Raw genomic sequence first — 18,134 nt, forward strand, 5'->3', positions numbered from 1 at the left:
CTTTTCGTCCGTGCCCGGCGGCCGCGTCATCGTCCTAGAAGCGCCTGCAGGATCAGGGTGTTGCGGGCGGTCTGGCCGAGAGGGGAGGTGTGGACGCCGTCACGGAGGTACTTCGCCGCGTCGGGCTGGGTAGCGAGGTGCTCGGCCCACCGGACGATCCGCAGGTTCGGGTGGCGTACGGCGGTCTGCTCGAGCTGCTGGTTGACCCAGGCGCTGTTGGCCAGGTCGGCGGCGCGGACCGCGGCCGGCTGACGGGACCGGCTGACGTGCACGTTCACCCAGTAGACCGTCCGTGACGGACCGGCGATCCGCATCGCCCGCTCGACCTGGGCCGCGAAGGCGGGCGGATCGAAGACGTCGTTGGAGCCCACGGCCATCACGATCCGGCTCGGTAGTCCGAACCGTCGTTCCCAGTCGGCCAGCGCGTCCACGGCCGCTGCGGTCGGCTGCCCGGACCAGTTGTGGACGGCGACGGAGTCACCGGTCCGGTTCCGCATCAGCTTCTCCAGGGCGGCGCCGTCCTGGACGGCGATGCTGTCGCCGAACAGGAAGATGCCGTTGAATCGCAGTACTTCCCGGATGTCGTCCTCGGGCGAGATGTGGTTGGACAGGTTCTGCCACGGTCCCAGCGTGCCTGAGCCGAAGGACTTCGGCTTCGCCGGTCGTTCCGTGGTTCCGGACGCGCTGCTGATGGGCGCGGCCGGCGGCGGCTCGCCGGGCTCGAGCAGGACCAACAACCCGGCCGTCCCGGTCAGGATGCTCAGGATGACCGTGCTCGCGACCACTGGCGCGACTACGAGCTCACGGATTCCACGGCGGTATCGCAAGGCCCCACACCCCCGAGTTTCGACTTGTACCTTCTACTTCTCTTAACGTCTCGGGCCGCTCCATCGGTTGCATCCGGCTTTTCGTTGCCATCGGCATTCACTGGACCGCGGTTCGGCTCGGCCGCATCGGTGCCCACGCAACGCCCAGGCCGTTGATGTCACAGCTGGGAGGGCTGTCTCGTCTCGGGTCGGAAGACACGACCGAGGGAGAAGCGTGGGCAGGACACGAGATGGATAGCTTCGGCGAATTCGTCGCCGTGCACCGAGGGCGGCTGCTGCGGACCGCATTGCGTCTCACCGCCGGCGACCCGCATTGGGCGGAGGACCTGGTCCAGAGCGCGCTGGTCCGGCTCTACCAGCACTGGCACACGGCCCAGCACGTCACCGCGTTGGGTGCGTACGCCGACAAGGTCGTCGTCAACGGATTCCTGGCCGAGACGCGGCGGTGCTGGCGGAAGCGGGAGACGCTGACCGATGAACTCCGGGAGATTCCGCCGGTGACGACCGGAGGGCATGAGGATCGCCTGGTCATGCTGGCTGCCGTGGGACAACTGCCTGAACGTCAGCGCGCGGCCGTCGTACTGCGGTTCTTCTACGACCTCGACGTCGCTGCGACCGCTGCCGTGCTGGGGTGCAGTGAAGGCACCGTGAAGAGCCAGACCGCCCGCGGTCTCGACAAGCTCCGCAACATGGTCGACCGAGTCGCCTGACACTGCAAGCGCCACATCGGACCGTCAGCCTCCGCGGACAGTCGGTGAACAGAGCAGTCAAACCCCAACTGCAGAAGTCTGCCCGTCCGGGCACCGCGGAACCGGAGTGAGGGGTCCGGGCAACTTCTGCCGTCAGTCCGGACATCTACAACTACAGATGCCGGATGCAACCTCTTGACGGCCGTCCGGCGTTCTACAGAGCAAGAGCGTTCATCGAGACGGCAGAGCCGCGGACCGGCGGGCGCCGGACCAACCAAAGACTCCTGGCAACGACCGGGTCGAACCGACACCACCTGGACGGATGATGCGCATCACGCTGGTAGTCCCTTGTTTCAACGAAGTCGACATCATCGAACAGTTCCACCAAGCGGTGAGCCACGAACTGGCGGCCACCGAAAGCACCTACGAGATCATCTATGTCGACGACGGGAGCAAGGACGGCACGTTGGCGGCGCTGACCGGCCTGGCTGCTGACGATCCTTCCGTTCGATACCTGTCATTCAGTCGCAATTTCGGCAAGGAGTCGGCGATGCTCGCCGGTCTGCGGCACGCGAACGGCGACGCGGTCATTCTGATGGACGCCGACCTCCAGCACCCGCCGGAGCTGATCGGACGCATGCTGGACCTGCACGATCACGGATTCGATCAGGTCATCGCGCGGCGGACGAGGGCCGGCGACCCTGCTGTCAGGACGGTTTTCGCCCGCGCCTATTACTGGATGATCAACAAGTGGGCCGAGGTCGAGCTGATCGACGGTGTCGGTGATTTTCGGTTGATCTCGCGGCGCGCGGTCGACGGGCTCCTGGAGTTGCCGGAGTACAACCGGTTCTCGAAAGGCTTGTTCGCGTGGATCGGCTTCGATTCGGTCGTGTTCGAGTACGAGAACGTGAAACGCGAGACCGGCCGGAGTCGTTGGTCGTTCCGCACCCTGTTCGAGTACGGCCTCGATGGTCTGCTGTCGTTCAACAACCGGCCGTTGCGTGCGGCGATCTACGTCGGCCTGTCCCTGAGTCTGCTTGCGGTCGGCTATGCCGTCTGGATCGGCATTGTGACCGCGACTCAGGGCGTCAAGATGCCCGGCTACGCCACTCTGATTGCTGCCATCGCCGGTCTGGGTGGTCTGCAGATGGTGATGCTGGGTGTGATCGGTGAGTACCTCGGGCGCGTCTACTTCGAGAGCAAGAAACGGCCGCACTACTTGGTCAAGGCAACAAACTGCCGGTCGTCGGTCGCCGACCCCCTCGGGCCGGGCGGTCGTGCGTGAGGAGGGGATGGCGGCTCAGAGGTCCGGAGGTTTGGCTCGCCGGCGTGTTGACGACGGTGGTCTTCTCGGTAGCGGGGATGGTTCGCGGGACGTTTCCCTTCGGATCGGCGTCACGCAGCACGAACGATCTGGGCACACAGTACGTACCGTTCTACACACACCTTTGGGACGTGTTGCACGGCAAGGCCCAAGGTGACCTGTTCTTCAACTGGCAGAGCGGTTTCGGTGTCGGGTTCTGGGCCGACTACGGTGTCGGCCTGGGCAATCCACTGTCACTGCTGGTCGCGGTCTTCCCGCGCGATCGCGTCGACCTTGCCGTCCTCGTCATCACGGTCGCAAAGCTTGCCCTGGCCGCGGCCGCGATGGCCGCCTACCTCGTGCGGATGCGCCCTGGTCCGCGCTGGCTGGCTGTGCTGCTCGGCGCCTCTTACGGATTGTGTGGCTGGGCCATCGACGACGCGGCGTACGTGCCGATGTGGCTCGACGGACTCATCGCCCTGCCGTTGTTCTGCCTGGTCGGGGAGTGGTCCATCAAACGTCGGCGTCCCCTCCTCGGTGTCGCCGTCATCGCGTTGTTCTGGATGTCGAACTTCTACACCGCGTACATGGCAACCATCGCGGCCGTTCTCGTCCTGCTGGCGCGGATTCTGACCAGCGATCTGCGGTGGAGCGTCCGGCTCCGTGCCGTGCTACGTCATGGCGTCACCGTAGTCCTTGGCATTGCTGCTTCCGCACCGATCCTGCTGCCGGTGGTCAAGGCCAACGAGCTGGCGGTGCCTTCGCCCGCCGGGATCTTCACTCCGGTCCCGGTCGAAACCCTTCTCGCCCGTTTCATCCCGTTGACCGAGGGCGTAGGGCGTGGTGCCAGCCTGTACGTCGGAACGGCGGCCCTGGTGCTGGCCTTGTCGCTGCCGTTCAACCGCGGCGTCAGTACCCGCACCCGCATCGTCTGGCCCCTCCTGGCGGTGGCTCTCGGCGCGTCGTTCTTGTGGGGGCCCACCCATGCCGTCTGGCACGGCTTCGACAGTCCCAACGGCAGTCAGTACCGCCAGGCCTTCGCCTTGTGCGCTGTCGTGATCATCCTCGCCTGGATCTCGGCCGCGGACCGTCCACCTGATTGGAGTGCCCTCGCCGCAAGCGCGATTCTCCTCACGGCGCTCGGCTTGTACACCCGAGATCATCGATTCTTAACCAGCCACTCGTTGCATCTCCTGGCGCTGTCCGCAGGGGCAGTGGCGGTCGCGATGCTCGTACTCAGACGCCTGCGCTACCACCGTGGCCTGGCCCTGTTCACCGGCATCGGACTGATCGTCGTCGTCACGGCCGAGCTCACCTGGAGCGCGGTCGTCGTCGACGACCGGCGCAGCGACATTCTGAGCGCATCCGCTTCGCCCTGGGGCGAACGGCAGCAAGCCCTCCGCGCCAGTATCACTGCCGTCGACGGCTGGCCGACCCACCGCACGGATCCAGGCACATCCACCACGCCCAACGATCCGATGCTCCTCGGCGGCCAAGGCCCCGGCTACTACAGCAGCCTTCTTCCCGACACCCTCAAGCACACCTTGACCGATCTCGGCTTCGGCTGGTCGGGCTACGGACGCGCCTTGTACAGCATGGACAACCCTGTCACCAACGCGATCTTCTCGATCGGGGCTGGTCTCGACCGAGCCAGCACGACTGCCCGAACCGACGTACCGTCCCTCGTCACGGTGCGCCCCGGACCAATCCCCGAGAAACCTGCCGAACCGACCGCCTACGCTCTGCAGGAGAGGCTCCTCGGTGCCCAGGTCTACGACGTGCCGAAGTTCAGTGCGACCGAGGGCACCCGCGGTACGCACCTTGTGAGCGCCAACTGCCGTCCCGGTTCAACTGTCTACTTGCACCTACCGGAGGCCTGGGGCGCGGCGCGTCACGCCGCGGGGGAGTGGCGGCCCTTGACCGCGGCTCGCCGTCCTGGGATCAACACGAGTAGCGCGATGGTCGAGCTCGGCGAGGTCCCCGCATCCGGATCGGTGACAGTCGAGGTCCGATTCAAGTCGGAGAACGCCGTCCTGCCCCAAGGTGCTCTGGGCTGTCTCGACGCCGATCGGTTGCGCAAGCGGGTCGCCGAACTTCGAGCCAACGACGGGGTCGCAGTACAAGCCGGCGGACACTCGATCGAGGCGATCCTCAGACCTGACAGCACCGGCACAGTTGTGATCGGCACAGGTCATCTACCCGGCTGGCGGTGCTCGACCGACGACGGCGAACGGAAGAAGCCGACAAACTACGGCGGCCTGCTTGCGGTCGAACTACCCGGTCCAACCCAGAAGGTGAGCTGCAACTACAGACCGCCGGGCCTCGAGCTCGGCCTGGCAACCGGAGGAGGCGCACTCCTGGCAACCCTCGCCCTCGCCCTCGCCTCCCGAACCCGCCGCGACGCCTACGGCGCTACACGAACCAACGACACAGGAACGCACACATGAGAACTACTGGTCGGAGGGGGCGGTGTCGACGCCCTCACGACGGGCGTCGAGAACGAGAGGCTGCGACATCTGCGGTGTAGGCGAGGGTGGTGCAGGGGTCAGCCAGGTGGGTTGCGGTCGGGGTCTGCGCGTGCTTGGAGGCCGTCGAGGAGGATGGTGAGGTAGCGGTCGGGGGTGCCGGGGTCCGGCTGTCGGCCGGGGATCGGTCTGAGTAGCAGGGCGAGCATCGAGGTGATGTCGTCCGTCTCCACGTCCGCGCGGAGGTCGCCGTCGGCCTTCGCCTGGTGGACGAGGCGGTCGAGGATCTTCAGCAGTACGCCGCGAAGCCGCTGGTTCTCCGGATCGTCCCGGAGCTCGGCCCAGGTGGCCGAGAACCACAGCGACAGCAGGGTCGACAGCCGCAGCTCGCCAGCAGCCTGCCGAACGAAGCGCGACAGGGCGATCCAGGCGCCGGCTTCGTCATCCTCGGCGGACCGGGCGATGTCCACGACGCGGCCGAAGCTGTCCATCGCGACCGCGCGGATCAACGCCGCTCGATCCGGGAAGCGACGGTAGACGGTCGCCACCCCGACCTTGGCCCGCCGGGCCACGTCCTCCATCGGTACGTCGGCGCCACGCTCGGCGATCAGTTCACGGGCGGCACCGACGATCAGCTCCCGGTTCCGCCGAGCATCCGCCCGCAAGGCGCGGTCCGAGCGTGTTGCGGTCACCTCAATAGTCTAAACGGAGACCTGGGTATCAGGTAAGCTCCAGAAGCGGAGGATTTTATCTCAGTTAGGAGTTGTCATGCAGCGGAGTGAGTTGCTCGATCGTCTCGGCCATCACGGCCCGGTGGCTGCCGACGCGAGCACCCTGGTCGCCGTCCACCGGGCCTGGCGCCACGCGGTGCCGTACGAGAATCTCGACATCCAGCTCGGCCGGCCGATCACGCTCGATCCGCAGGCGATCGTCGACAAGCTGGTACGGCGGGGGCGGGGCGGCTACTGCTTCGAGCAGAACGCGGGGCTCGCCGCACTGCTGCGGCAGCTCGGCTTCGACGTGACGATGGTCGAAGCCGGCGTACTGCGAGAGACCCGCGGAGACGCCATGTGGGGCAATCACAACGTGCTGCTGGTCGACGTCGGCGGCCGGCTGTGGATCGCGGACGCCGGTATCGGCGACGGTTTCATCGACCCGCTGCCGCTGCAGGAAGGTCCGCACGCGCAAGGAGATTTCGTCTATCGCCTGGAGCGGCTCGACCCGCACACGTGGCGTTTCCACCACCACCCCGGCGGCACGATCGCGTCGTACGACTTCCGGCTGGAGTCTCGCGAGCTCGGCGACTTCGCGGCCCGTTCGCACGAGCTGTCCACGGCGCCGGACTCGCCGTACGTCACCACCCTCATCGTCGCCACACCCATGGCCGGCGGCACACTGCTCCTCTTGTCGCGGACCCTGCGCGAGCTCACCGCGGACAGCAAGAACATCCGCGTCCTCGACAGCATGGACGAGTTCGCCACAATTCTGGCTGGCCGATTCCACATCCCGCTGGACGATCTCGGCCCCACCGGCATCGACCGCCTCTGGGAGCAGGCCTGCGCCCAACACGACCTACGTGAAGCTCGCTCCCAACGCGCCGGCTGATCCAGCGCCTCCGCCAGCCTGTGGAGGCGCTCTGCTGCTCGATCAGAGGGCCTCGACCAGCGCGGCGAGAGTGCCCGGCCAGGCGTGCTGCGATGGCGCGCCGTACCCGAGGACCAGAGCCGGCGGCAGGTCGGCGCCGAAGTGGGACAGGCCGAACGTGACCACCCCGCGCTCCGCGAGCCGGCGCAGTACGGCGTCCTCGTCCTCACCGGGGAGCTCCAACACCACCTGGAGACCGGCCGAGATCCCTCTGGTTCGCCGGGGGCCGAGTGCGCGGAGCAGTTCGTCGCGCCTGCGCCGGTACCCCAGCCTGCCCGCGCGGACATGACGGTCGTACGCGCCGGACTCGATCATCGCGGCGAGCGTCAGGTGGGTCAGGGTGTCGCAGTGCCGGTCGTTCATCGCCTTCTCCTCGAGCACAGCGTCGAGCAGGCGCGGCGGGACGACGAGCCAGCCGAGCCGTAGTCCCGGCGCGAGCGTCTTGCTCGCGGATCCGGCGTACGCGACCACGTCCGGTGCGAGGCCCTGCAGTGCACCGACCGGCTGGCGGTCGTACCTGAACTCGCCGTCGTAGTCGTCCTCGAGAATCACCGCTCCGGCCGCCCGCGCCCACGCCAGCACCGCGGTACGCCGTTTCGGCGCCAGCGGTACGCCGGTCGGGAACTGATGGGCCGGCGTGAGCACCACCCCGGCCGCGTCGCCGAGTTGATCGACGCGCGCCCCCAGATCGTCGACCGGGATCGGGCGGAGTTGCAGGCCTGCGTGCGCCAACTGCTCGGGGATCGCGAACTGGCCGGGCCGCTCGTAGCCGAACGACACACCGCCGGCCCGGGCGATCGCTCCGGCAACCAGGGCGACCGCCTGGCGCGCACCACTGCACAGCAGGATGTGATCCGGCTGGGCCCGGACTCCGCGCACCCGAGCGAGGTAGTCAGCCAGGACCTCGCGGGCGTGCACCGGGCCGCGGGGATCGTCGTACCGCAGCGCATCGTGGGGCCGCGTGTCGAGGACGTGGCGGGTGGCGGCCATCCAGGCGGCGACCGGGAAGTGCGACAGGTCCGGTCGTCCTGGTCGGAGGTCGTGGACGATCGGACCGGACGGCTCAGCCCAGCGGAACGACTCGCGGGTGGCGGTCGGCGCGGGCACCGAGACCGGGGTGGCGACGGTGCGGGTGCCACCGCCGCGGTCGCCGGTGAGGTAGCCCTCCTGAACCAGGTGGGAGTAGACGTCAGCGACCGTGTTGCGGGCCACGCCGAGGTCGGCGGCCAGGGCACGTGACGACGGCAGCCGGGTGCCGGCCGGCAGCGTCCGGATGGCTTCCCGGAGAGCGTGCTCGACGCCCGCGCGGACGCCCCGGGTGCGGTCGACGTTCAGGTGTAGGTCCGGCATGGCCCAGGATTCTAGACGTCGTTTGGCCCAGGATTGTGGGACAAGATCCGCCTAGGGTCGGTGGCCGTGATCAATCGGACGTTGTTGCTGATCAGCCTGGTGAGCCGGCTCGGAACCGGGATCGCGGCCAGCGTGTCCGCGCTGTTCGTCACTCAGGTGGCGGGATTGAGCCTGCGGTCGGTCGGGCTGGCGCTGACGGCAGCGACCGCGGTCGCGGTGGCCGCCAGCATCTGGCTCGGGCACCTGGCCGATCGGCTCGGTGCGCGGGAGATGTACGCCGGACTGCTGGCACTGCAGGCGGCCGCGACCGCAGGGCTGGTGCTGGTCCGGGACGTCGGCGGCTATGTGATGGTCGTGCTCGCGCTGGCCGTGGCGGACCTGGGTCAGCGGAGTGCTCAGGGCACGGTGATCCATGCGGTCGTGGCACCGGACCAGCGGCTGGCGACGCGGGCGCGCGTCCGGGTGGCGGCCAACCTCGGCTTCGCCGGCGGCGCGGGACTCGGTGGCATCGTCCTCGCAGTCGACACACCGGCCGCCTACCAGGGCGGCCTGCTCGCCACCGCAGTACTGCTCCTGATCACGCTGGCGCTCGTACTACGGTTGCCGCGGGTGCCCGCGGTCACGTCTCCAACCGGGTCGTGGGAGGTACTGCGGGACCGTCCGTTCGTGCTGTTCACGGGACTGAACGGCCTGCTCAACATCCACAACCCGATGCTGATCGTCGCCATACCCCTGTGGATCGCGGTCGGCACCGACGCCCCGCACTGGATCGTCTCGGTGCTGCTGGGGGTCAACGCGATAGGGGTCGTTCTCCTCCAGATCCGGCTCACCCGTGGCACCGATTCCGTCGCCGGAGCAGCCCGGGCCGGCCGTCGGGCCGGCGTACTCCTGGCTCTTGCCTGCGCGGCGCTGTCCCTGACGGGACGTACGTCGATCGCTGTCACCGTCGCGCTGCTGGTCCTAGCCTCGATCGTCCACGTCGGCGGCGAAATCCTCGAGTCCGCCAGCGGCTGGGGAGCCAGCTACGCCCTCTCCCCACCGGGCCTGGTCGGCCAGTACCAAGGCGCCCACGCGATGGGCCGAGGCCTGGGAGACCTCATCGGTCCCACCCTGTTCACCGCAATCGTCATCCCCCTCGGCCTCACCGGCTGGCTGCTCACAGCAGCCACCTTCGCGACCGCCGGCATCCTCACCCCTGCCGTACTACGAACCGCCGCTCCACCTGCGACACCAGATCCTCATACGCTGCCAGCTGAACCGCACGACCGTCGTCCTCGATGACGACCTAGGGCACGTCATCCAGCCGGTGGCCGCTCGCGCTTGCATCGATCGGCTACGACCCGGCCATGCACAGCCACCTCGACTGGCAGAACGATCAACTGAAGGTCTCGACCCCCAGAGCCAAGGGATGACAGCGGTCCGCCGACGGCCGCTGACGAGGCAACTAGGTGCGTAAAAGGTGAGCTACAGGCATGAAGAAACCCAGGCCAGCGCTGTGACCTGGGTGTTGTGCGCCGCCAGGGACTCGAACCCCGAACCCGCTGATTCCCATCCAGGCTGTGCGGACCGTGCTCGTTGCTGCCTGACTGTGCGACTGACCTGAGTGATCACGATCTCAGTCGCCATGATTGTCCCTGGCGTCACTCGTTCGTGCCCGTCCATTCCTATGGGATAAAGCATGGGTCGGTGTCACGGGCGTGTCGTGCGCCGTATGCCACATCCCGGCCTGTCCCGGAGATGCTCCCGCCTCCGCGCGACGAGGCACAAGCGCCTCCACCTCAACCTAGCGCCCGACACTGTGCCCCCGGCGCAACTGGCGCGCACCGCTCCTGACTGGCTCCAGGCGGGCGACCAGCGTGTCGTGGGAGGGCCTCCATGGGACCGGAGAAGATTGCTCGCCCCTGTCGGAGATCTGCCGATCCTGGTGGGATTGCGACTGTTCAGTACGGCGGGCATGGCTGTCTCATATGCGGACAACGAAGGTCCGCCCCTCACTACCGTTGATGAACCATCAAGCTCTAGACTGCGACGCATGTCAGAGGGCTCAGCCAAGAAGACGTGTTTTATCGCGATGCCGATAACTACGGCAGAGGAACAGTTCCGTCTTTACGGCGACGAAGACCACTGGACGCATGTGATGGAGTCCCTCTTCGTGCCAGCTGTCCAGGCCGCCGGATTCGAGCCGTGGAGACCAGTCGCTCGTGGCTCCTTCCTCATCCATGCTCTAATCGTTCGCCAGTTAGAGCAGGCCGACATGGTGCTATGCGATATCAGCCACGATAATCCTAACGTCTTCTTTGAGTTGGGAGTTCGGACTTCGGTCAATAAGCCAATCGCAATCGTGAGATGCGACCCGAGCGCGCGTATACCTTTCGATGTAAGTGGAATTAACACCCATACCTACGATCCTTCATTGAAGGCATGGAAGCATGCCGCCGAGATCGACACGCTGGCGCAGCATATTCGAGATGCCGAGACCTCGTGCGCGGGAGAGAATCCCCTCTGGCGTCAGTTTGGCCTACAACTCACTGCGGACGACCCCAGTGGAAGCGAATCAAAAGAAGAGGCCCTACTGGCAATTATGGATCAGCGCATTAGGCAGATTGATAGTCGATTAAGTGCGCTCGGCGGGAGCGCTCCGCTCTTCCATCCCTTGCAAACCGATTCAGCCTTCGATATGGACACCGAGTAGTGGCCGAGTTGGCGCGTGCCTAAAGGCAGGAAGAGTTTCGGATCTTGCGGTCACGTGTGTTGACCTTCAGATGGGCTCGCGTCGTTCGTGCATTGAATGCGTCGCTGATCCAGCTGCGCAGGCTAGATTTGCTAGACGGGTAGATGTTCCATCGCGCATAACCGATGTCATCCTTATTGGCGTCCCGTATCACGTTATCCTGCAGGCGAGGGGGAAGATCTGTGGATAGCGCCCCAGGTAGTTGGATCGCTAAGAGCCCATTCATCTTGCTGTGTGCACTGTTCCGCAAGGAAGAATAAATCTCCCAGTCCACGTACCGGCGCGCCCACGTGCATTTGCCGACAAGGACGATGGTCACAGAAGAATCGCCGAGATATTTTGTGCGGATCTTGTCCATTATATAGCCGGTATCTTGGCTGTCGATGAAGTCGTCTTCGTCAGTGACTCCGATAGTCTTGGCGATGAACTCCGTCCCGAAGGTGTCGAGAAAATTGGCAACTTCGTCCGTGTCCTCGGCGTGATATGAGATGAAGCACTTATGGCGGGTGCTGTCGATCGTTCGATTGGCTGCGCGTTCGGCAATGAATTGCAGCTGTCGCTGACTAGCGTGCGTCATGTCGGCCCCTCCTGCTGGGTGTGAGCGGTTCGACCTGCCCCTGTCTCCACTGCGGCAGCTAGATGAGGCACCATCGTTGCATGGCCATCCCTGATAGCAACATGCCTCAGCTGTTCCGTGCCGCCGATACTGCCTCGCTCGCCGGGCAGAAGGAATACCTAAGGCTTACTCGTGCTCGCCTGCTGCTGGTTGTCGGGGCCGCCCTCTGTGGAGTGATCTCCTGGCGAGTCGGTGCTGGTGACATCGACGTACTGGGGCTGATCGCACTGTTGCTGTTCATCGCAGCACTCCTCTTAGAGTTGCTACTTTGGACTCGCCATCCCGAGCGCGACTGGTATGACGGGAGGGCGGTTGCAGAGTCAGTGAAAACCTTGGCCTGGAAGTTTGCGGCAGGAGGTGAGCCATTCCCTCTCAGCATGTCGACCGCCGAGGCAGAGGGAGCATTGCTCAACCTGCTGAAGGAACTCCGTAACGACTATCCACAGCTGAACTTCCGTCCGATCTCGGGCTCGAACCTCTCTCCATGGATGCGCAATGTGCGATCAAGTGATCTCGATGATCGCCGCCGGATGTACATGGCAGACCGGGTGCGCGACCAGCAGAACTGGTATCAAAAGAAGCACGACGAGAATCGCCGCTGGGCGACGAGATGGCGAGTCTCTCTGATTACTCTTGAATTCCTTGGCGCGGCCGCTGCACTTCTCGAAGCGTTGACGCAGCTTGGCGTTCTATTGACCCCCGCCTTAGCGGCCGCTGTCGGAGCGATTGTAGCGTGGCTGCAAACCAAGCAGCACGATCAGGTCGCACGAGCTTACGGCACAACCGTAGTGGACCTTGCGAATGCCTTGGACAAACTTGAGATGGCGACCTCGGAGGCCGACTGGGCGCGCGAAATGAACGATACCGAGGATGCGATTAGCCGTGAACATACGCTTTGGCTCGCATCACGTTCGTTCGCCGGCTGATTGCAAGCCTCTGCCGTCGCATGTCGCCATCCTTCGGGCTCGCGCTCCCGTATGTTCCAGCCATTGTTGCTCATGCTTCGAGCTGGAACATGGGGGACCATTAGATCGTGGCGGGGCAAGGTCGGCTACTCCCGTCCGGCTCCACGCTGTAGTCGCACAGCCAGTTGGCATCGAGGCAGGCTTGCTCTGCCCGGCACGCCCCTCGGACTTGAGCCCGGCCGGGACAGCCGGGACCGGTTGCAGCCAGGTCAGCACGCCGACCCGGCCTCTTGTGCGCCACCAGGGACTCGAACCCGATTCCGCTGACTCCCGACATGCTCGCGTTAGTGACGCTCGTTGCTTCTCTTTCATGCGCTTGACCTGGGTGAATGATCCGCAGTCCGCGCCTCCAGCCGTCCCGCCGAGCTTGTAGATGCTCGTTGATTTCAATGGGGTAAGGCATGGGGATGAGGGGATCGACGGCTCGCCCAACGTCAGTCGTTCCGGGCTGATGGCTGCCCCGGTAGACTCCGGCCCCTCGGTACGAAGCATACGGAAAGAGGGGGGAGAGCATGTCTGAGGACAATGTTGGACCTATCGGGTTTTGGAGCTATGTCCACAAGGATGACGAAGGTGTAGATGGTCGCATCTTACGTCTAGCACGCAGGCTGTCCGATGAATTCTCACTGCTGACGGGGCAGGAGCTTTCGATTTTCATCGATAGATCGTCACTGGAGTGGGGTAATGAATGGGATCAGCGCATCAACGTTGCATTGCAGGAGACCACGTTCTTTATTCCGGTGATCACCCCTCGCTATTTTCTCAGCAGCGCCTGTCGGGGCGAGTTGTTGAGGTTCTCTGGATATGCGCGAAGTCTTGGTGCTGAGGAGTTGTTGCTACCAATCTACTATGTGAATGTCGCGGACTTGGCGGATGACAGCGACGATGAGGCAAAGGCCCTGATTGCAAAGACTCAATATCAGGATTGGCGAAAGCTGCGCTTGGTTGACGAAGGCTCCGCGGAGTATGCGCAAGCGGTTAACGATATGGCGTTGCGCTTGGCCGATATCAGTAGAGACTACTCGGCCAAGCCGACGCTCACTCCTGATGAGGTTGCGAGCGAGCAAGGAGGGGGTGGAGTTGTAGACGATGAGCCCGGGGTCGGGGACCTGATTGCCCAACTCGAAGAGGCGATTCCAAAATGGCTCGAAACGATTGAGTCTCTGCCGCTGGTTACTCAGGAGATCACAGAGATAATTCAGCGAGCGACCGAGAAGCTGAATGCTGGCAACGAAGAGGGGAAGGGATTCGCGTACCGCGTCCTCGTTGCTCGGGAGATAGCAGCTGAAATCGCTGAGCCGGCCGAGAGGCTAAAGAATCTGGGTGAGCGGTATGCCGCTCAACTTCTTGAGATGGACCCCGGCGTCCGTGCATTCATCTCCGTTTCCGGTGAACCTGAACGAACCGAAGAAGAGCGACAAAGTGCGCTGGAAGCCTTTGATAGCATCGTAGAACTGGTAGCGACCTCGCAAGATACTCGGGATTCTATCAGTGGATTCGCTGATTCTGTGCGCGGTCCAGCGAAGCAGTTCCGGGACTTGCGCCCAGGTATGAATACGATTGAAGCGGGCCTGCGGAATGTCATTGACGCTCAGTCGATCCTGGAGGAGTGGGGTCGGCTCATCGAGACCTCGCCGCTAAAAGCGGTGGATTAGAGCGCGGGGGTGCCTCGGGCGCGACGGAGTTGGATGCGGCCGGGCCCGAGGCGTAGCCCGGGAGTCTTGTCAGAAACCGGCTGGCTACCTAGTCGGCTAGATGCTGATGCCGTCGAGCTGGTCAAGGACCCATTCCCATCGAAATCGGCGCGCCACCTCTTGGCCCGTGCCGGACTCGATTGGTGCGACCGCATCGGTTGTCCCGTCGCCTGGGTCAGAGATCTTCACCCCTGCGTAGCGGAGTACAGCGAGGGACGCGAGCCAAGCGGGGTGGCCTGTGAGGTCGGACTTCGCGAATGGGACCGCGACAGTGGGCGTCCGCGACCCCAAGGCTGCGCAGAGCGTCGTTAGCGGGTAAGTGTGGGCGTTGCCGTTGGCCCAGGCGTTGAGAGTGTTGAAGATGGTGGGCACCACGGCGACCGCGTCGGCCTTTGGGGTGCGTTTCGGTTCGTCGGGTTTGCGGTTGCCGGTTAAGACGAGGGCATCGGCCAGGTCCTGGCCTTCGAGCCAGGGGAGGGCTGCGTCTGTGGGGATGACATATGGCGTCCAGCCACGCTCTCGGGCGGCGCGTACGCCGTCGCCAACGCGGGAGGCCAGGGGGGCGCCACAGGTGACGATGTACAGGGTGCGGTCGGTCACGCGAGGACTCCTGCGCGGGTTGCGATTGCGGTCAGGGCTGGGGTGGGTTTGCGGCTGCGCTTGAGGAGTTCGCGGACCAGCTCGCGCGCGATGAGGTGGTATCGGATGGACTCGGGCGCGACGCGTTCGGCTTGCTGTAGGTGCAGGATCGCTTCCATGTCGTTCTTGGCTTGTGCCTGTGCCCATGCGAGGTCAAGATGCAGGCGCGAACGTCGGCCCTGGAGTCCCGCCGGCATGGCTTCGGTGTCGATCTCGGTTGCTACTCGCAGCACGCCCGAGGGATCACCGAATTCGGCCGCGACCGAGGCCCGGTGGATCAGGACATTGGTCGGGCCGAAGGCTGTCCACCAATGGTTGCCGTCGTGGGCCAGGAGATCCCCGAGCCGGGCGGCGGTCGCCAGCCGTTCGGTGGATGCCGCACGGTCGGAGCGTCGAGCAGCGATGACGGAGGAGATGAGCCAGAGCGCACCGGCGAGCGAGACGGCGTCCGGAGCATCGGAACTGGCGAGCGACATCAAACCTTCAGCGGAACGGACAGCAACGTGTTCGGCGTCATCCATCTGCTGGCTGCGAAGCAGTGCGATTACGACCTGATAGGCAGCCATGCCTTGCGCCGTGGGAGATTCAGCCGCTAGTGCGGCGTGGGTCGCGCGATCGGCCGCGAGCCAACCGAGCTGGTGCTCACCGACCTTGGTTAGCAGCTTGGCGGCGGCGGTGTAGACCGAACATCGGGCCAAGTGCGTCTCGCGTCCGTCGCGACCCTGGTACCCGTCGTACGCGTCGGCGGCTTGGATCAGATCCGGCAGCATCGCGGTTGCGTGTTTGTACTTCGCCGCCTGATAAGCCTGGTTCACCTGGACTGCGCCGTTGCGCAGCTGCGGGAGCGGCCAAGGGGTCGTCGGCTCGCCCAAGAGATGGTGATAGCTCGCGAACTGGCTTCGTACGCGCCCTAGCCGTCTACGACCTCATGGGCCGATCCGACCCCGACCTGGACGACGCCCGCGAAGTCCTCACCTGGATCACCAAGCACGGCCAGCCCACCTTCACCCGACGAGATGCCCTCCGCGCCCTCCAAGGCCGGACCCGATTCAGCACCGCCGCCGACCTCGACCCCGCACTCACCCTGCTCACCGACCACGGCCACATCCGGCCCAAGACGCCCGAGAAGTCGAGTAAGGGCGGCCGTCCTTCGACCGCGTACGAAGTCCACCCCGACGCCCTCCGAGCCCCATGACAAAACTGACAAAACCCCTCGTTCTGTCGGTTTTGTCGGTTTTGTCAGGGGTCATCCACCCCGAGGAGAGACCTGCATGAGCACGGCCAGTACGACACCCAACCTGCACCTGACCCGGGAGGCATCACACATGTCCGAAGGCATCGCCGAGCTCGACCTTCCCCAAATCGGCGAGCACGTCGCCCGCTGGACAGTGCACGACGTGGCCGACTACCTCCGGATTTCGGTGAAGACGATCTACAAGTGGCGACTGACCGGCGACGGGCCGATAGGTGTGCGGATCGGCAAGCACCTCCGCTACGACCCGGCCGATGTCGTGGCCTGGTTCGAATCCCAGAAGACGGCAGCCTGAGAGGAATCCAGACATGGCACGCAAACCCCTCCCGCTGGGTGGCTGGGGCAAGATCCGGACCTACGTTGACGCGACCAACGAGAAGGGCAAGGCGACGTCGTACCGCTCGGTCGCGTACTACCGAGACTTCGACGGGAAGGTACGGCAGGTCGAGGCGAATGGCCGGACGAAGACGCTGGCTGAAAACAAGCTCCTGGAGAACCTGAAGAATCGTCGTCGTGCCAACGGAGGCGTAGGGCTCGACGCGATGGACCGGTTCTCGAAAGCCGCTGAGATGTGGTTCGAGAAGCTGCAGGAGAAGGTGCGGGACGGCAAGAGGTCACCGGGCACCGTAGATACCTACAGGCGTCAGCTCGACAATCACGTGCTCCCCGCGCTGGGCGAGGTGCGTCTCGGGGAGCTGACCACGCCGCTGCTGGACAAGGTGATCGGCAAGATCAAGACCGAGGTTGGTCCGCCGACGGCGAAGACGTGCAGGAGCGTCGTCTCCGGAACGCTCGGTTTGGCCGCTCGGTATGGCGCGCTGGACTTCAACCCCATCAGGGATGTGGACACGATTGAGAGCGCGTCGAAGCGCAAAGCGCGGGCGCTCACCGACGAGGAGCGGGACGCCTGGTTCGAGCAACTTCGAGCCGACCGAGCAGCAGTTGCAGCCGACCTGCCGGACCTGTCGACGTTCATGCTCGCGACCGGCGTACGGATCGGCGAAGCGTTGGGGACGCTCGGGCATCAGGTCAATCTCGCCGCTAGCGAGGTGGAGATCACGCACCAGATCATCCGCGTGAAGGGTGAAGGTCTGATGCGCATCAAGACGAAGTCGCGCGCGGGGGAGCGGGTCCTGAAAGTGCCGGCGTGGGGACTGGCGATGCTCCGCCGACGCCTGATGGACGGCGGGAGGTTGGACCAGCCGATCTTCGCCAACCGTGACGGCGACTACCGCGATCCGACGAACGTACGGCGCGACCTGCGGGAGGCGCGGTCGCCGATCGGCAGCGAGACGCGGCGCGATCTCGGGAACCGGCTACGTCAGGCGCGGCGAGCAGCCGGGCTGTCTCAGACGGAGACGGCCACCAAGCTCGGCTGGCCACAGTCTCGGGTGAGCCTGGTCGAGACGGCCCGCGTCCGGCTGGAGGTGGGTGACGCTGAGAAGGTGCTCGACCTGTACCGGGTCCGTGGCAGCGACCGCGTCGAGCTGCTGGAGCTCGCGAGCGAGGCCGCTGAGGGAAGCCAGGCTGACGCGCTCGCGTGGATCACGTCGCACTCGTTTCGGAAGACCACGGCGACCATCCTGGACGACGCCGGGCAGAGCGCCCGCCAGATCGCCGACCAGCTCGGGCACGCCCGGCCGTCGCTGACTCAGGATGTCTACATGGCGCGGCGGGCGAAGAACCCGGACGCGGCCGCCGCGCTGGAGACCGCTCTCAACCGGTCACTCGACGTCGCCGACCGATCCCGGCACGGTGAGCCGACTGACGCGACAGGAACAGGCGGGTGAGTGTGCGGTAGGACACAAAGCCATGGGATAAACCATGGGGTCCAGATAAGCGAAAGCCCTGGTCACCTTCGTGACCAGGGCTTTTGTGCGCCGCCAGGGACTCGAACCCCGAACCCGCTGATTAAGAGTCAGCTGCTCTGCCAATTGAGCTAGCGGCGCGTGTTTCTTG

General features: G+C 65.0%; 17 protein-coding genes and 1 tRNA gene. 11 read left to right on the forward strand and 7 right to left on the reverse strand.

The features are described from left to right. Nucleotides 1–26 precede the first annotated feature (26 nt). Nucleotides 27–785 carry a hypothetical protein gene (locus ACQPYZ_RS09925; protein ID WP_433167157.1) on the reverse strand — a complete coding sequence of 253 codons (759 nt, stop codon included), beginning with the start codon at nucleotides 783–785 and terminating at the stop codon, nucleotides 27–29. A gap of 272 nt (nucleotides 786–1,057) precedes the next feature. On the opposite strand from ACQPYZ_RS09925, the gene ACQPYZ_RS09930 reads away from it, so the two are divergent. The 3 genes from ACQPYZ_RS09930 (at nucleotide 1,058) to ACQPYZ_RS09940 (ending at nucleotide 5,266) form a co-directional block, all read left to right on the forward strand. Beyond that, complete coding sequence (locus ACQPYZ_RS09930) at nucleotides 1,058–1,537, forward strand: SigE family RNA polymerase sigma factor (RefSeq protein ID WP_433167158.1); 480 nt, start codon at nucleotides 1,058–1,060, stop codon at nucleotides 1,535–1,537. Nucleotides 1,538–1,841: 304 nt separating this feature from the next. Continuing rightward, nucleotides 1,842–2,801 carry a glycosyltransferase family 2 protein gene (locus ACQPYZ_RS09935; protein WP_433167159.1) on the forward strand — a complete coding sequence of 320 codons (960 nt, stop codon included), beginning with the start codon at nucleotides 1,842–1,844 and terminating at the stop codon, nucleotides 2,799–2,801. Between the two features lie 44 nt (nucleotides 2,802–2,845). Then, on the forward strand, nucleotides 2,846–5,266 hold the full coding sequence (locus ACQPYZ_RS09940; RefSeq protein ID WP_433167160.1) for a YfhO family protein: 2,421 nt from the start codon (nucleotides 2,846–2,848) through the stop codon (nucleotides 5,264–5,266). A 98-nt stretch (nucleotides 5,267–5,364) separates the two neighbouring features. Here ACQPYZ_RS09940 and ACQPYZ_RS09945 read toward each other — a convergent pair whose 3' ends face one another. Then, the gene (locus ACQPYZ_RS09945) at nucleotides 5,365–5,976 is read right to left on the reverse strand and encodes a TetR/AcrR family transcriptional regulator (RefSeq protein WP_433167161.1); all 612 of its coding nucleotides are present in this window, start codon (nucleotides 5,974–5,976) and stop codon (nucleotides 5,365–5,367) included. Between the two features lie 76 nt (nucleotides 5,977–6,052). Here ACQPYZ_RS09945 and ACQPYZ_RS09950 point away from each other — a divergent pair, with 76 nt between their 5' ends. After that, on the forward strand, nucleotides 6,053–6,889 hold the full coding sequence (locus ACQPYZ_RS09950) for an arylamine N-acetyltransferase family protein (RefSeq protein WP_433167162.1): 837 nt from the start codon (nucleotides 6,053–6,055) through the stop codon (nucleotides 6,887–6,889). A gap of 42 nt (nucleotides 6,890–6,931) precedes the next feature. Here ACQPYZ_RS09950 and ACQPYZ_RS09955 read toward each other — a convergent pair whose 3' ends face one another. Next, the gene (locus tag ACQPYZ_RS09955) at nucleotides 6,932–8,278 is read right to left on the reverse strand and encodes a PLP-dependent aminotransferase family protein (protein WP_433167163.1); all 1,347 of its coding nucleotides are present in this window, start codon (nucleotides 8,276–8,278) and stop codon (nucleotides 6,932–6,934) included. Nucleotides 8,279–8,344: 66 nt separating this feature from the next. Between ACQPYZ_RS09955 and ACQPYZ_RS09960 the strand changes: the two genes are divergently transcribed. Together ACQPYZ_RS09960 and ACQPYZ_RS09965 are read left to right on the forward strand one after the other, a co-directional pair. Next, nucleotides 8,345–9,559, forward strand: coding sequence for an MFS transporter (locus tag ACQPYZ_RS09960; RefSeq protein WP_433167164.1), 1,215 nt, complete (start codon nucleotides 8,345–8,347; stop codon nucleotides 9,557–9,559). Between the two features lie 751 nt (nucleotides 9,560–10,310). Continuing rightward, nucleotides 10,311–10,970 carry a hypothetical protein gene (locus ACQPYZ_RS09965; protein ID WP_433167165.1) on the forward strand — a complete coding sequence of 220 codons (660 nt, stop codon included), beginning with the start codon at nucleotides 10,311–10,313 and terminating at the stop codon, nucleotides 10,968–10,970. A gap of 19 nt (nucleotides 10,971–10,989) precedes the next feature. Here the strand turns inward: ACQPYZ_RS09965 and ACQPYZ_RS09970 are convergent, their stop codons facing one another. After that, nucleotides 10,990–11,586, reverse strand: coding sequence for a TIR domain-containing protein (locus tag ACQPYZ_RS09970; RefSeq protein ID WP_433167166.1), 597 nt, complete (start codon nucleotides 11,584–11,586; stop codon nucleotides 10,990–10,992). 80 nt (nucleotides 11,587–11,666) lie between these two features. On the opposite strand from ACQPYZ_RS09970, the gene ACQPYZ_RS09975 reads away from it, so the two are divergent. Then, nucleotides 11,667–12,551, forward strand: a complete 885-nt coding sequence (locus ACQPYZ_RS09975; protein ID WP_433167167.1) for a DUF4231 domain-containing protein — start codon at nucleotides 11,667–11,669, stop codon at nucleotides 12,549–12,551. Nucleotides 12,552–13,102: 551 nt separating this feature from the next. Then, nucleotides 13,103–14,245, forward strand: coding sequence for a TIR domain-containing protein (locus ACQPYZ_RS09980; protein ID WP_433167168.1), 1,143 nt, complete (start codon nucleotides 13,103–13,105; stop codon nucleotides 14,243–14,245). A 96-nt stretch (nucleotides 14,246–14,341) separates the two neighbouring features. Here ACQPYZ_RS09980 and ACQPYZ_RS09985 read toward each other — a convergent pair whose 3' ends face one another. Next, on the reverse strand, nucleotides 14,342–14,884 hold the full coding sequence (locus tag ACQPYZ_RS09985; RefSeq protein ID WP_433167169.1) for a hypothetical protein: 543 nt from the start codon (nucleotides 14,882–14,884) through the stop codon (nucleotides 14,342–14,344). Further along, on the reverse strand, nucleotides 14,881–15,795 hold the full coding sequence (locus ACQPYZ_RS09990; RefSeq protein ID WP_433167170.1) for a hypothetical protein: 915 nt from the start codon (nucleotides 15,793–15,795) through the stop codon (nucleotides 14,881–14,883). Before ACQPYZ_RS09990 ends, ACQPYZ_RS09985 begins: the two co-directional genes overlap by 4 nt. Nucleotides 15,796–15,851: 56 nt before the next feature. On the opposite strand from ACQPYZ_RS09990, the gene ACQPYZ_RS09995 reads away from it, so the two are divergent. The 3 genes from ACQPYZ_RS09995 (at nucleotide 15,852) to ACQPYZ_RS10005 (ending at nucleotide 17,965) form a co-directional block, all read left to right on the forward strand. Then, nucleotides 15,852–16,118, forward strand: a complete 267-nt coding sequence (locus ACQPYZ_RS09995; protein WP_433167171.1) for a hypothetical protein — start codon at nucleotides 15,852–15,854, stop codon at nucleotides 16,116–16,118. Between the two features lie 76 nt (nucleotides 16,119–16,194). Beyond that, nucleotides 16,195–16,470, forward strand: coding sequence for a helix-turn-helix transcriptional regulator (locus tag ACQPYZ_RS10000; RefSeq protein WP_433167172.1), 276 nt, complete (start codon nucleotides 16,195–16,197; stop codon nucleotides 16,468–16,470). A gap of 13 nt (nucleotides 16,471–16,483) precedes the next feature. After that, nucleotides 16,484–17,965: a helix-turn-helix domain-containing protein gene (locus tag ACQPYZ_RS10005; RefSeq protein ID WP_433167173.1), complete on the forward strand. Its 1,482-nt coding sequence runs from the start codon at nucleotides 16,484–16,486 to the stop codon at nucleotides 17,963–17,965. A gap of 86 nt (nucleotides 17,966–18,051) precedes the next feature. Here the strand turns inward: ACQPYZ_RS10005 and ACQPYZ_RS10010 are convergent. Beyond that, a tRNA-Lys gene (locus ACQPYZ_RS10010) sits at nucleotides 18,052–18,124 on the reverse strand. Nucleotides 18,125–18,134 lie beyond the last annotated feature (10 nt).

This window comes from Kribbella sp. CA-247076, from assembly GCF_050942445.1.
Classification (GTDB): domain Bacteria; phylum Actinomycetota; class Actinomycetes; order Propionibacteriales; family Kribbellaceae; genus Kribbella.

Excerpts from the sequence above, each read along its gene's own strand:
- ACQPYZ_RS10000 (WP_433167172.1), top strand. The coding sequence starts at position 16,195 with ATGAGCACGGCCAGTACGACACCCAACCTGCACCTGACCCGGGAGGCA.
- ACQPYZ_RS09995 (WP_433167171.1), top strand. The coding sequence starts at position 15,852 with ATGGGCCGATCCGACCCCGACCTGGACGACGCCCGCGAAGTCCTCACC.
- ACQPYZ_RS09970 (WP_433167166.1), bottom strand. The coding sequence starts at position 11,586 with ATGACGCACGCTAGTCAGCGACAGCTGCAATTCATTGCCGAACGCGCA.
- ACQPYZ_RS10005 (WP_433167173.1), top strand. The coding sequence starts at position 16,484 with ATGGCACGCAAACCCCTCCCGCTGGGTGGCTGGGGCAAGATCCGGACC.
- ACQPYZ_RS09930 (WP_433167158.1), top strand. The coding sequence starts at position 1,058 with ATGGATAGCTTCGGCGAATTCGTCGCCGTGCACCGAGGGCGGCTGCTG.
- ACQPYZ_RS09975 (WP_433167167.1), top strand. The coding sequence starts at position 11,667 with ATGGCCATCCCTGATAGCAACATGCCTCAGCTGTTCCGTGCCGCCGAT.
- ACQPYZ_RS09965 (WP_433167165.1), top strand. The coding sequence starts at position 10,311 with ATGTCAGAGGGCTCAGCCAAGAAGACGTGTTTTATCGCGATGCCGATA.
- ACQPYZ_RS09955 (WP_433167163.1), bottom strand. The coding sequence starts at position 8,278 with ATGCCGGACCTACACCTGAACGTCGACCGCACCCGGGGCGTCCGCGCG.
- ACQPYZ_RS09980 (WP_433167168.1), top strand. The coding sequence starts at position 13,103 with ATGTCTGAGGACAATGTTGGACCTATCGGGTTTTGGAGCTATGTCCAC.
- ACQPYZ_RS09950 (WP_433167162.1), top strand. The coding sequence starts at position 6,053 with ATGCAGCGGAGTGAGTTGCTCGATCGTCTCGGCCATCACGGCCCGGTG.
- ACQPYZ_RS09935 (WP_433167159.1), top strand. The coding sequence starts at position 1,842 with ATGCGCATCACGCTGGTAGTCCCTTGTTTCAACGAAGTCGACATCATC.